The organism is Streptomyces sp. NBC_00045, assembly GCF_045041095.1.
Classification (GTDB): Bacteria; Actinomycetota; Actinomycetes; order Streptomycetales; family Streptomycetaceae; genus Streptomyces.
The window spans coordinates 6,424,819-6,437,176 of the sequence record NZ_CP108271.1 but is presented as its reverse complement, the minus strand read 5'-3'; the positions used below and the strand labels follow the sequence as shown (position 1 = coordinate 6,437,176).

Sequence of the window (12,358 nt, the reverse complement as noted above, 5' to 3'; positions counted from 1 at the left end):
AGGCACCCCGGGGGCGGACGGGCTCACGGCGGGGCGCCCGGACCGGTCCCGCTCAGCGCGCGGGGAAGGCGTACGCGACGGAGGTGAGCTTCTCCGAGGCCGCCCAGAGCCGTTCGCCGGACGTGTCGTCCAGGGTCCATTTCGCCCGCCAGGAGGGGGCGGGCGCCCCGCGCCAGCCGAGCCGCGGTCCGAAGAAGGCGTCGGGCCGCACACCGGGCGCGGTGGCCGCGTACAGCGTGGGCAGGGCCCCGCCGGCCGCGGACTGGGCGAGGACTGCGGCGCCGAGGCCCATCAGCCGTGACATGGGCCGGTGGCCCTCTTGGCGGGAGGCCCCGGCGTGCAGGTTGGTCGAGGAGTAACCGGGGTGTGCGGCGGCGGCGACGATTGCGGAACCGGCGCTCTGGAGCCGCCGGGCCAGCTCGTGGGTGAAGAGGAGGTTGGCTGTCTTGGATCGACCGTACGCGATCCAGCGCCGGTAGCCGTGCTCGCCGTTCAGGTCGCCGAGGTCGATGTCGCCGAGGGCGTGGAAACCGCTGGAGACGGTGACGACGCGGGCCCCGGGGTCGGCGGCCAGCAGCTGCGGCAGGAGCAGTCCGGTCAGGGCGAAGTGGCCGAGGTGGTTCACGCCGAACTGGGTTTCGAACCCGTCGGCGGTCCGCCCGTACGGCAGCGCCATCACGCCCGCGTTGTTCACCAGCAGGTCGAGGGAGCCGTGGCGCTGCCCGTACGCCTGCGCGAACTCCCGTACGGAGCCCAGGTCCGCCAGGTCCAACGGCTCGAACTCGACCTCGGCGTCCGGGACTTCGGAACGCAGCCGCGCCACCGCGGCCCGGCCGCGCGCCGCACTGCGGCAGGCCAACACCACCTGCGCGCCGCGCCGGGCGAGCTCCCGGGCGGCCACGTAGCCGATACCGCTGTTGGCGCCCGTGACGACGGCGGTCCGGCCGCTCTGGTCAGGGATGTTCTTGGCGTTCCAGCCAGGCATGTGAGCTCCCTCGTGACGGTGGGGTGACGCTGCGATCAAGGGGTTACCGAGGGTAGACCTCCCCCTTCGCGGGGGTGGAGCCGGGGGCCGGTGCACCGGCCAGTAGGCTGCGGGTCCGTCCGCCCGCTCCCCCACCCGTCCCGAGGTACCGCGCAGTGAGCTCCGCACCGTCCTCCATCCCCGTGTCGGTCGTCGGCCTCGGCGCCGACGGCTGGGCCGGACTCACTTCCGCCGCGCGTTCCGCGCTGACCGGGGCCGAGGTGCTGATCGGCGGCCCGAGGCAGCTGGACCTGCTGCCGGCCGGCGAGTGCGCCGGCGAGCGGGTGGCCTGGCCGAGCCCGCTGCGCCCGTCCGTGCCCAAGCTGATGGCGGAGCACGCGGGCCGCCGGATCGCCGTGCTGGCCAGTGGCGACCCCATGTTCTACGGGATCGGGCGGGCCCTGGCGCAGGAGCTCGGGCCCGACGCCCTGCGGGTCCACCCGCACCCCTCGTCGGTGTCGTACGCCTGCGCCCGCCTGGGCTGGCCGGTGGAGGACACCGAGGTGGTCACGGTGGTCGGCCGTCCGGTGGCCCGGCTCGCGGCCGCGCTGTACGAGGGACGGCGGGTGCTGGTGCTCAGCGCCGGAGCGGCGACCCCGGGCGAGATCGCCGCTCTGCTGCGCGAGCGGGGCTTCGGCCCGAGCCGGATGCGGGTGCTGGAACAGCTGGGCTCCGAGCACGAGGACGCGTACGAGGGCCGGGCCGACGGCTGGGACCACGCGCCCGGCGATCCGCTCAACGTGGTGGCCGTGGACTGCCGCCGGGACCCGCGCGGCGAGGTCCCGCGGCTCGGCGCGACCCCCGGCCTGCCCGACGCCGCGTACGAGCACGACGGGCAGCTCACCAAGCGGCACGTGCGGGCCGCGACCCTGTGCGCCCTCGCCCCGGCCCCCGGCGAACTGCTGTGGGACATCGGCGGCGGCTCCGGCTCCATCGGCATCGAGTGGATGCGCACGCACCCCTCCTGCCGGGCGGTGGCCGTGGAGCGCGTCCCGGAGCGGGCGGCCCGGATCACCCGCAACGCGGCGGCGCTCGGCGTGCCGGGGCTGCGCGTGGTCACCGGTGCCGCGCCCGGGGCGCTCGACGGACTCCCCACCCCCGACGCGGTGTTCATCGGCGGCGGGCTGACCGCACCGGGCCTGCTGGACGCGGCCTGGGCGGCACTGGCCCCGGGCGGACGTCTGGTGGTCAACACCGTGACCCTGGAGTCGGAGGCGGTCCTCACCGAGCGCTACCGGCGCCACGGCGGCGACCTGGTCAAACTCGCCGTCGCGCACGCGGTGGCGGTCGGCGGTTTCACCGGCTGGCGGCAGGCGATGGCGGTCACCCAGTGGTCCGTGACGAAGCCCTGGCCGCGACCCGAGGACACCACCGGAACGACCACAGAGACCACAGAGACCGCATCAGAGAACGAAAAGGATCAGACGACATGACCGTGTACTTCATCGGTGCGGGCCCCGGCGCCGCCGACCTGATCACGGTGCGCGGTGCCCGGACGCTGGCCGCCGCCCCGGTCTGCCTGTACGCGGGGAGCCTGGTGCCGCGCGAACTGCTGGCCGAGTGCCCGCCGGACGCCCGCCTGGTGGACACCTCGCAGCTGAACCTCGACGAGATCATCGCCGAGTGCGTACGGGCCCACGCGGCGGGCGAGGACGTGGCGCGGCTCCACTCGGGCGACCCGTCGATCTTCAGCGCGGTCGCGGAGCAGATGCGGCGGCTCGACGCGGCCGGCATCCCGTACGAGGTGGTGCCCGGCGTCCCCGCGTTCGCCGCGGCGGCGGCCGCGCTGAAGCGGGAGCTGACGGTCCCCACCGTCGGCCAGACCGTGATCCTGACCCGGATCGCCCAGCAGGCCACGCCGATGCCGCCCGGCGAGGACCTGGCCACGCTCAGCCGCAGCGGCGCGCTGCTGGTGCTGCACCTGGCGACGCGGTACGTGGACCGGGTCGTCGGCGAACTGCTGCCGCACTACGGTGCCGAGTGCCCGGTCGCCGTGGTGGCGATGGCCAGCCGCCCCGACGAGCTGATCCTGCGCGGCACGCTGGCCGACATCGCGGACCAGGTGAAGGCGGCCGGACTGGTACGGACCGCGGTGATCGTGGTGGGCCGCACGCTGGGCGCCGAGCAGTTCCGCGACAGCCACCTGTACTCCCCCGAGCGCGACCGGCATGTCTGCTGAGCCGGTCCGGACCGACGCCCCGGTCCGGGGCCACGTCCTGGTCCTGGGCGGCACGACGGAGGCCCGGCGCCTCGCGGAGATGCTGGCCGGGGACCCGTCGTACCAGGTGACCACCTCGCTCGCCGGCCGGGTCGCCCGGCCGGTGCTCCCGCCGGGCGGGACCCGGATCGGTGGCTTCGGCGGGCCCGCGGGCCTGGCGGACTGGATCGCCGCCCACGGGGTCACGCACCTGGTGGACGCCACCCATCCGTTCGCGGAGCGGATGAGCTTCAACGCGGCGCGCGCGGCGGCCCTCACGGGGATCCCGCTGCTCGCGGTGCGCCGCCCGGGCTGGACCCCGGGTCCCGGCGACGACTGGACCTTCGCCGGCTCCCTCGCCGAGGCGGCCCTGCTGCTGCCGGGCCTCGGCGCACGGGCCTTCCTGACCACCGGCCGGATGGGCCTGCACAGCTTCGCCCACCTCGAAGACACCTGGTTCCTGGTCCGTTCGGTGGACCCGCCGGCCGCACCGGCGCCGCCGAAACTCGAAGTCCTGCTCGCCCGGGGCCCGTTCACCCTCGCCGACGAACGGGAGCTGCTCGCGCGGCACCGGATCGACGTCCTGGTGACCAAGGACAGCGGCGGCTCGGCCACCGCCCCCAAGCTCACCGCGGCCCGCGAGGCCGGCATTCCGGTGCTGGTCGTCCGCCGGCCCCCGGTTCCGGAGGGCGTCGCGCAGGCGCAGAGTCCGCAGGCGGCCCTGGAGTGGCTCGCGGGAACTCCCGCGTAGGAGGGCGGGAAGGGCGGCCCGGGGGCGCCGTCGTCAGTGGGGTCTCCTACTCTCGTCGGCATGAACTCCACCACCCTCCTGGTCCACGACGGCTCCGCCGCGCCCGATGCCCCGGTCACCCGTGTCGGGGGCCTTCCGCTGGCGCCCGCCGGCACGCAGTGGCCCACCTGTACGACCTGCTCCGGGCCGCTGCAGTTCATCGCGCAGATGGTCCTCGACGGCGGGCGCGGGGTCCTCTCGGTCTTCATGTGCGCGAACGACCCGGGCAGCTGCGCCGAATGGAGCGCGACGGCCGGCGGCAACAGGGCGTACCTCTTCCCGCCGGCCGGGCTGGTGCCGATACCGCTGCCCGCGCTCCCCGACGACGAGGACGACGAGGACGACGAGGACGAGGACGACGAGGACGACGAGGACGAGGACGACGAGGACGACGACGTCCGGCAGCTCGGGGCGGTCCGTGCCGTCGAACGGGTGGAGGTGGCCCAGCCGGGGTACCGGTCTGCCGCCAAGGCCTGGTCCGAGCGGAGCGGGCGCCCGCCGCGCCACGTGCTCGGGCAGCTCGGCGGCACCCCCGAGTGGCTTCAGAACGACGAGACGCCCGACTGCGCGGGCTGCGGCGGCCCGATGGAGTTCATCGCCCGGCTGGAAGAAGGTCCGGACCCCGTCACCGCCCCCAACTTCGGCTCCGGCAGCGCCTATGCGCACGCCTGCGAGCCCTGCGGCCGGGCAGCGTTCCTCTGGCAGTGCTGAGCGCCCCGCCACGCCCGGCCCCGGACGCCTCCCGCCCGGGCGCTCCGGGGCGCCCGGGGGTCGCACGTGCTGCCGGTCAGGCCTCCGGGTAGCGGCGCGGGGTCCAGGTGACGCGGGTGCCGTCCGGGCGCTCGGTGACCTGGGTCTGCGAGGAGCCGATCAGCAGGATGGTGCGCATGTCCACCTCGGACGGCTCCAGTTCGCCGAGCGAAAGGACGCGGACCGACTGCTCGGGACCGCCCACGTCCCGGGCGACGACCACCGGGGTCTGCGCCGAACGCAGCTCCAGCAGCAGCTCCTTGGCCTGGGCGACCTGCCAGGTCCGGCTGCGCGAGCCCGGGTTGTACAGGGCGAGCACCAGGTCCGCCGCGGCGGCGGCGCGCAGCCGCTCCGCGATGACCTCCCACGGCTTGAGCCGGTCGGAAAGGGAGACGGTGGCGTAGTCGTGGCCGAGCGGGGCCCCGGCCGCGGCGGCCGCCGCGTTGGCTGCGGTCACCCCCGGCAGGACCCGTACGGGCACGTCCTTGTACTGCGGCTGCCCGGCGACCTCCAGGACGGCGGTGGCCATGGCGAAGACGCCCGGGTCGCCGCCGGAGACCACGGCCACCCGCTTGCCGCGGCGGGCGAGGTCGAGCGCGAACTCGGCGCGCTCCGACTCGACCTTGTTGTCGGAGCCGTGCCGGACCTGGCCCGGCTTCCCGGGGACCCGGTCCAGATAGGTGGTGTACCCGACGAGCACCTCGGCGTCGGCCAGGGCCCGCCGCGTCTCGGGGGTCAGCCAGAGCGGCCCGGCCGGTCCGGTGCCGACGACCACGACCTCGCCGGGGCCCGACGGGACGCTGCCCGGGTTGCCGATGCGGCTGGGCACGACGGCGACGGCGAAGTACGGCACGCTCTCGGGATCGGTGTCGGCGAGGACGCCGGTCCGCTCCCCCGCCATGGTGGCGCGTTCGACGTAGCGGGCCTCCGCGAGGCGCCCGCTGCCCTCCATGGCGCGGCGCACGGCCGGGAAGGTCCGGCCGAGCTTCATCACGACCGCGGAGTCGGTGGCGGCGAGGCGGGCGGTGAGCTCGTCCTCCGGGAGGGTGCCGGGAAGGATCGTCAGCACTTCCTCGCCCTCGACGAGCGGGGTGCCGAGCCGGGCGGCGGCGGCGCTCACCGAGGTCACTCCGGGGATCACCTCGGCCTGGTAGCGGTCGGCGAGCCGCTTGTGCATGTGCATGTACGAGCCGTAGAAGAGCGGGTCGCCCTCGGCCAGCACGGCGACGGTCCGGCCGGCGTCCAGGTGGGCGGCCAGCCGGGCGGCGGACTCCTCGTAGAACTCCTCCATCGCCCCCTGGTAGCCACCGGGGTGGTCGGTGGTCTCGGTGGTGACCGGGTAGACCAGCGGCTCCTCGATGTGGTCCGCGCGCAGGTGCCCGGCGGCGATCGAGCGGGCGATCGAGCGGCCGTGGCGGGCGCTGTGGTACGCGACGACCTGCGCCTCGGCGATCACCTCGACGGCCCGCAGCGTCATCAGGGAGGGGTCGCCGGGGCCGAGCCCGACGCCGTACAGCTTTCCGGTGCTCATTCTTCCTCGCTCGCGATCGCGTTGACGGCGGCTGCGGCGATGGCGCTGCCACCGCGCCGGCCGCGCACGATCAGGTGGTCGAGCCCGGAAGCGTGGGCGGCGAGCGCGTCCTTGGACTCGGCGGCGCCGATGAAGCCGACCGGGACCCCGATGACGGCGGCGGGGCGCGGCGCGCCCTCCTCGATCATCTCCAGCAGCCGGAACAGGGCGGTCGGCGCGTTGCCGACGGCGATCACGGAGCCCTCCAGCAGGCCGCGGTCGCGCCAGACTTCGAGTGCGGCGGCGCTGCGCGTGGTGCCCATCTTCGCGGCGAGGGCCGGCACGGCCGGGTCGGAGAGGGTACAGATCACCTCGTTGTCGGCGGGCAGCCGCTTGCGGGTGACGCCGCTGGCGACCATCTGCACGTCGCAGAGGATCGGCGCGCCCGCGGTCAGGGCGGCGCGCGCGCGGAGCACGACGTCCGGGGTGTAGCCGAGGTCCTGGGGCAGGTCGGTCATTCCGCAGGCGTGGATCATGCGCACCGCGACCTGGGCGACGGAGGCGGGCAGCCCGGAGAGGTCCGCCTCGGCGCGGATCGTGGCAAAGGACTGGCGGTAGATCGCCGCGCCGTCCTTCTCGTACTCGAACACTGTGTACTCGCTCATTTCTTCGCTGCGTCGTGGGAGGTGGTGCGGCGTGCGTCCGCGAGGGCCGCGGGAAGTTCGGGGGTGCGCAGGCCCCGGCGCGGGGTGCCGCCGGCCGCGGTGAGGTCGTACCCCGCGCGGGTGGCGACCACGTCCACCCATGCGGTGCCGCGGGGGTGCCCGCACCGGCGTTCGCAGCCGGACCAGTGCACGGGCAGCAGACCGGTCGCCCGTACGACGACGGCCTGCGCGTCGGCGCGGACGTCCGCAAGGGATTTGGCGCAACCGGGGCGGCCGGTGCAGGCGGTGACCGACCGCCAGGGACTGTCGCCGGCGGTGATCAGCCCGGCCTCCGCGAGGCCCAAGAGGGCGTCGGCGGCGGTTTCCGCGGTCAGGTCGGGGACGATGATCCCGCGCCAGGGGGTGAGGCGGATGCGGCCGGTGAGGCCGGCCAGCCGGCGCCACTGCGCGGTGGTCAGGCGGCCGAGCGGGGCGAGCACGCTGAGCGCGGTGACGCCGTCGGGGCCTTCGACGAGGCCGGGCTCGGGAGCCGGCCCGTGCGCGGCGGCGGTGTCCCCCACGAGGACGGCATCGATCCCGGCGGCGGCCAGTCGGGCGGCCAACCCGGCCGCGTGCAGGGCGTGTTCGGCGGGCAGCTCGGCAACCCGCCAGGCCCGGGTGCCGGCTTCGAGGGCGGTGTCGAGGAAGTACGCGGCGGCTTCGAGGGCGGCCCGGGGGGCGTCGGCGGCGGCCACGAGCACGGCGTCGGCCGGATCGGCCGTCCACAGCAGGGCCCGGTCGGCGTCCCGGGCGGCCAGGTTCACGTCCGCGGCGAGCGAGGTCACGTCACCGCGGCCGTCGTCGAGGGCGAACAGGAACCGCCCGGACAGCCGGGCCGCGGGCGCGCTGGCGCAGAGCAGCCGGTCCAGCTCCGCGACCCAGGGGGCCACGTCGGGCAGTCCACGCCGGTCCAGGCCGGTCAGCGGCGAGGCGACGATGTTGCGGACCCGCTCGTGCGTGGGCGCGGGCAGCAGCGCGGCGCGCACGAGCACGGCCTCCAGCTCGCCGCCGCAGCCGGCACCGAGCCCGCGCAGTTGCGCGTTGCCGCGTGAGGTGAGGTCGATGTGGCCGTCTCCGAGCCGGTCCGCGGCGTCCGCCAGCAGCAGGGCCGCGTCCGCGTCGAGCATCCCACCGGGGATCCGGACGCGGGCCAGGAACCCGTCGTCCGCGGCGTGCAGCCGCAGCGCACCGGGGCAGGCGTCACCGCGGTCGCGTATGACGGGTTCGTCCCGCGATGCGGCGGAGGGGGGCTGGGGCGGCATGGCGGCGAGCATACCCACGATTGCCCCGCCCCGGCCTGTGGCCGTCACCACCCCACCCTTCCCCGTTCGACCTGCCGGGACACCTCCCGCACTCCCTGCACCGGCCCCGCTCGACGAGTTGGCCGCCCCCACCGAGCGGGCGCCTGCCGGCCGGGCGCTCCCCGGCGCGCGGGCTGCGGCGCACAACGGCACGGTTGCGCAAGGCCGGGCGTGCGCCGGGGGCGCGGGCGGGGCGGGGCACCCCCACTCCCGGCCAGGGAGAACGGCACCTAAGATGACCACCGGCGGAGCCACGTGGCCCCGCCGGGAGGAAGCCCGGTGCGAATCCGGCGCGGTCCCGCCACTGTGAATCCTGCGGAGCAACCCGCCGGGTGAGTCAGGAACTCCCGCTGTTCTCACTGCCCGGGGCGCGGAAACCCCGAGGAAGGCCTGCCGCCGCATGATCCTGCTGCTGTCGACGTCCGACACCGATCTGCTCAGCGCCCGCGCCGCCGCGGACGGCCCCGTGCCGTACCGGTTCGCGAACCCCTCCCGCCTTCCCCTCGACGACCTCCCCGGGCTGCTCGACGGCGTCGACCTGGTCGTCGTACGCCTCCTCGGCGGCCTGCGCGCCTGGCAGGACGGGCTCGACCTGCTCCTGGCTCCCGAACAGACCCGTCCGGTGGTCGTCCTCACCGGCGAACAGGCCCCGGACGCACAGCTGATGGAGGCCTCCACGGTCCCGATCGGCATCGCCGCCGAGGCACACGGCTACCTCGCCCACGGTGGTCCCGCCAACCTGGACCAGCTGGCCCGGTTCCTCTCCGACACCGTGCTGCTGACCGGCCACGGCTTCGAGCCGCCCGCCGCCGCGCCGACCTGGGGCCCGCTGGAGCGCACCCCCGTGCGCCCGTACGGCCCGCGGATCGCCGTGCTGTACTACCGCGCCCACCAGATGAGCGGCAACACCGCCTTCGTGCACGCCCTGTGCGACGCGATCGTGGAGACCGGCGGCACGCCCGTCCCGCTGTACGTGTCCTCCTTGCGCACGCCGGAGCCGGAGCTGATCGCCGAGCTGGAGTCGGCGGACGCCATCGTCACGACGGTGCTCGCGGCCGGCGGCACCAAGCCCGCCACCGCCTCGGCCGGCGGTGACGACGAGTCCTGGGACGCGGGCGCGCTGGCCGCGCTCGGGGTGCCGATCCTCCAGGCCCTGTGCCTGACCGGCTCGCGCAGCGCCTGGGAGGAGAGCGACGAGGGTTTGTCCCCGCTCGACGCCGCGACGCAGGTCGCCGTCCCGGAGTTCGACGGCCGTCTGATCACCGTCCCGTTCTCCTTCAAGGAGCTCGACGAGGACGGCTTGCCCGCGTACGTGGCCGACCCCGAGCGCGCCGCCCGCGTCGCCGGCATCGCCGTGCGGCACGCCCGGCTGCGGCACATCGAGCGCCGCGACAAGAAGATCGCCCTCGTCCTGTCCGCGTACCCCACCAAGCACTCCCGCATCGGCAACGCGGTCGGCCTCGACACCCCGGCCAGCGCCGTGGAGCTGCTGCGCACGCTCATCGCGGGCGGCTACGACTTCGGCCCGGTCGAGGACGTCCCGGGCCTGGTGTCCGGCGACGGCGACGAGCTGATCCGCGCCCTGATCGAGGCCGGCGGCCACGACCAGGACTGGCTGACCGAGGAGCAGCTGGCCCGCAACCCGGTCCGGATCCCGGCCGCCGACTACAAGCGCTGGTTCGCGGAGCTCCCGGCCGAGCTGCGCGAAAGCGTCGAGGAGCACTGGGGCGAGGCCCCGGGCAACATGTTCGTGGACCGTTCGGCCAACCCGGACGGCGACATCGTCCTGGCGGCGCTGCGCCGCGGGAACCTGCTCATCCTGATCCAGCCGCCGCGCGGATTCGGCGAGAACCCGATCGCGATCTACCACGACCCGGACCTGCCGCCCTCGCACCACTACCTGGCGGCGTACCGCTGGATCCAGGCCCGCGCCGAGGACGGCGGTTTCGGCGCCGACGCGATGATCCACCTGGGCAAGCACGGCAACCTGGAGTGGCTGCCGGGCAAGAACGCCGGCCTGTCGGCGGCCTGCGCGCCGGACGCCGCGCTCGGCGACCTGCCGCTGATCTACCCGTTCCTGGTCAACGACCCGGGCGAGGGCACGCAGGCCAAGCGCCGCGTGCACGCCACCCTGGTCGACCACCTGGTGCCGCCGATGGCGCGCGCGGAGTCGTACGGCGACATCGCTCGCCTGGAGCAGCACCTGGACGAGTACGCGCAGATCTCCGCGATGGACCCGGCGAAGCTGCCGGCCATCCGCGCCCAGATCTGGACGCTGATCCAGGCCGCGAAGCTGGACCACGACCTGGGGCTGGAGGAGCGTCCGGACGACGACGGCTTCGACGACTTCCTGCTGCACGTCGACGGCTGGCTGTGCGAGGTCAAGGACGCCCAGATCCGCGACGGCCTGCACGTCCTGGGCGGCGCCCCGACCGGCGGGGCCCGGGTCAACCTGGTCCTCGCGATCCTGCGCGCCCGCCAGATCTGGGGCGGTACGACGGCCCTGCCCGGCCTGCGCGAGGCGCTCGGCCTGGACGAGTCCGCGGCCACCCGTACGACCGCCGACCAGGCGGAGGAGACGGCCCGCGCGCTGGTACAGGCGATGGAGGACGCGAACTGGGCCCCGGAGGCGGTGGCTTCGGTCGCCGACGGGTACTCGGCGGACGTGGCGGCCGTACTGGACTTCGCGGTCCGCGAGGTCGTCCCGCGGCTGGCCGGCACGACCGACGAGATCGCCCACGTGGTGAGCGCCCTCGACGGCGCCTTCGTCCCGGCGGGCCCGTCCGGGTCGCCGCTGCGCGGCCTGGTGAACGTGCTCCCGACCGGCCGGAACTTCTACTCGGTGGACCCGAAGGCCGTCCCCTCCCGCCTCGCGTGGGAGACCGGCCAGGCGCTCGCCGAGTCCCTGCTGAACCGCTACCGCACGGACAACGGCGAGTGGCCGGCCTCGGTCGGCCTGTCCCTGTGGGGCACCAGCGCGATGCGCACCTCCGGCGACGACGTCGCCGAGGCGCTGTCGCTGCTCGGCATCCGCCCCGTCTGGGACGAGGCCTCGCGTCGCGTCACCGGTCTGGAGCCGATCCCGCTCGACGAGCTGGGCCGCCCGCGCATCGACGTCACGCTGCGCATCTCGGGCTTCTTCCGGGACGCGTTCCCGCACGTCATCGGCCTGCTGGACGACGCCGTACGGCTCGCCGCCTCGCTCGACGAGCCGGCCGCGCAGAACTTCGTCCGGGCCCACGCCCAGGCGGACCTGGCCGAGCACGGCGACGAGCGCCGCGCGACGACCCGTATCTTCGGCTCGCGCCCGGGCACGTACGGCGCCGGCATCCTCCAGCTGATCGACTCCCGAGACTGGCGTACGGACGCCGACCTCGCGGAGGTCTACACGGTGTGGGGCGGGTACGCGTACGGCCGCGGTCTGGAGGGCCGGGCGGCGCGCGAGGAGATGGAGACCGCGTACAAGCGGATCACGGTGGCCGCGAAGAACACGGACACCCGCGAGCACGACATCGCCGACTCGGACGACTACTTCCAGTACCACGGCGGCATGGTGGCCACGGTCCGCGCACTGCGGGGCACGGCCCCGGAGGCGTACATCGGCGACTCCACCCGCCCGGAGACGGTCAAGACCCGCACCCTGGTGGAGGAGACCTCCCGCGTCTTCCGCGCCCGCGTGGTCAACCCCAAGTGGATCGAGGCGATGCGCCGCCACGGCTACAAGGGCGCCTTCGAGCTGGCGGCGACGGTCGACTACCTCTTCGGCTACGACGCCACGACGGGCGTGGTGGCGGACTGGATGTACGACAAGCTGACGCAGACGTACGTCTTGGACCCCGAGAACCGCGCCTTCCTGGAGGAAGCCAACCCCTGGGCCCTGCACGGCATCGCGGAGCGGCTGCTGGAGGCCGAGTCGCGCGGCATGTGGGAGAAGCCGGACCCGCAGGTCCTCGAAGCCCTGCGCCAGGTGTACCTGGACACCGAGGGCAATCTGGAGGGCGAGGCGGAGTAGTCCGCGCGTCGACGTCCACAGCGAAGGAGCCGCCCTCCCCGCCCTCCCCTGCCGGGGCGCGGAGGGCGGC

9 protein-coding genes and 1 riboswitch are annotated in these 12,358 nt (G+C 74.9%); of the genes, 5 read left to right on the top strand and 4 right to left on the bottom strand.

Annotated elements, in window-relative coordinates; all coding sequences use genetic code 11:
- Positions 1–52: 52 nt before the first annotated feature.
- Entirely contained in the window at positions 53–985 is a 933-nt protein-coding gene (locus tag OHA65_RS29870; protein ID WP_327279280.1) for an oxidoreductase, read from the bottom strand.
- 155 nt (positions 986–1,140) lie between these two features.
- Between OHA65_RS29870 and cbiE the strand changes: the two genes are divergently transcribed.
- The 4 genes from cbiE to OHA65_RS29850 are packed head-to-tail and all read left to right on the top strand — an operon-like array spanning position 1,141 to position 4,722.
- A complete protein-coding gene (cbiE, locus tag OHA65_RS29865; protein ID WP_405762741.1) occupies positions 1,141–2,457 on the top strand; it encodes a precorrin-6y C5,15-methyltransferase (decarboxylating) subunit CbiE in 1,317 nt (438 codons plus the stop codon).
- Complete coding sequence (gene cobM, locus OHA65_RS29860; RefSeq protein WP_405762739.1) at positions 2,454–3,203, top strand: precorrin-4 C(11)-methyltransferase; 750 nt, start codon at positions 2,454–2,456, stop codon at positions 3,201–3,203. The genes cbiE and cobM overlap by 4 nt, the downstream gene beginning before the upstream one ends.
- Positions 3,193–3,972, top strand: a complete 780-nt coding sequence (locus OHA65_RS29855) for a cobalt-precorrin-6A reductase (RefSeq protein ID WP_405762737.1) — start codon at positions 3,193–3,195, stop codon at positions 3,970–3,972. The genes cobM and OHA65_RS29855 overlap by 11 nt, the downstream gene beginning before the upstream one ends.
- 60 nt (positions 3,973–4,032) lie before the next feature.
- Positions 4,033–4,722 (top strand): hypothetical protein, encoded by a 690-nt coding sequence (locus OHA65_RS29850; RefSeq protein ID WP_405762736.1) that lies wholly within the window; start codon positions 4,033–4,035, stop codon positions 4,720–4,722.
- A 76-nt stretch (positions 4,723–4,798) separates the two neighbouring features.
- Here OHA65_RS29850 and OHA65_RS29845 read toward each other — a convergent pair whose 3' ends face one another.
- The 3 genes from OHA65_RS29845 to cobG are packed head-to-tail and all read right to left on the bottom strand — an operon-like array spanning position 4,799 to position 8,237.
- On the bottom strand, positions 4,799–6,292 hold the full coding sequence (locus OHA65_RS29845) for a precorrin-2 C(20)-methyltransferase (RefSeq protein WP_328764166.1): 1,494 nt from the start codon (positions 6,290–6,292) through the stop codon (positions 4,799–4,801).
- Entirely contained in the window at positions 6,289–6,936 is a 648-nt protein-coding gene (locus OHA65_RS29840) for a precorrin-8X methylmutase (RefSeq protein ID WP_082410948.1), read from the bottom strand. Before OHA65_RS29840 ends, OHA65_RS29845 begins: the two co-directional genes overlap by 4 nt.
- Complete coding sequence (gene cobG, locus OHA65_RS29835; protein WP_405762734.1) at positions 6,933–8,237, bottom strand: precorrin-3B synthase; 1,305 nt, start codon at positions 8,235–8,237, stop codon at positions 6,933–6,935. Before cobG ends, OHA65_RS29840 begins: the two co-directional genes overlap by 4 nt.
- Before the next feature lie 267 nt (positions 8,238–8,504).
- A riboswitch (cobalamin riboswitch) is annotated at positions 8,505–8,644 on the top strand.
- 32 nt (positions 8,645–8,676) lie between these two features.
- Here cobG and cobN point away from each other — a divergent pair.
- A complete protein-coding gene (gene cobN / locus OHA65_RS29830) occupies positions 8,677–12,288 on the top strand; it encodes a cobaltochelatase subunit CobN (protein WP_405762732.1) in 3,612 nt (1,203 codons plus the stop codon).
- Positions 12,289–12,358 lie beyond the last annotated feature (70 nt).

Bases quoted from the DNA above. Each gene is read 5' to 3' on its own strand.
- OHA65_RS29870 (WP_327279280.1), bottom strand. From the start codon at position 985: ATGCCTGGCTGGAACGCCAAGAACATCCCTGACCAGAGCGGCCGGACC.
- OHA65_RS29850 (WP_405762736.1), top strand. From the start codon at position 4,033: ATGAACTCCACCACCCTCCTGGTCCACGACGGCTCCGCCGCGCCCGAT.
- cobN (WP_405762732.1), top strand. From the start codon at position 8,677: ATGATCCTGCTGCTGTCGACGTCCGACACCGATCTGCTCAGCGCCCGC.
- cobM (WP_405762739.1), top strand. From the start codon at position 2,454: ATGACCGTGTACTTCATCGGTGCGGGCCCCGGCGCCGCCGACCTGATC.
- OHA65_RS29845 (WP_328764166.1), bottom strand. From the start codon at position 6,292: ATGAGCACCGGAAAGCTGTACGGCGTCGGGCTCGGCCCCGGCGACCCC.
- cobG (WP_405762734.1), bottom strand. From the start codon at position 8,237: ATGCCGCCCCAGCCCCCCTCCGCCGCATCGCGGGACGAACCCGTCATA.
- OHA65_RS29855 (WP_405762737.1), top strand. From the start codon at position 3,193: ATGTCTGCTGAGCCGGTCCGGACCGACGCCCCGGTCCGGGGCCACGTC.
- OHA65_RS29840 (WP_082410948.1), bottom strand. From the start codon at position 6,936: ATGAGCGAGTACACAGTGTTCGAGTACGAGAAGGACGGCGCGGCGATC.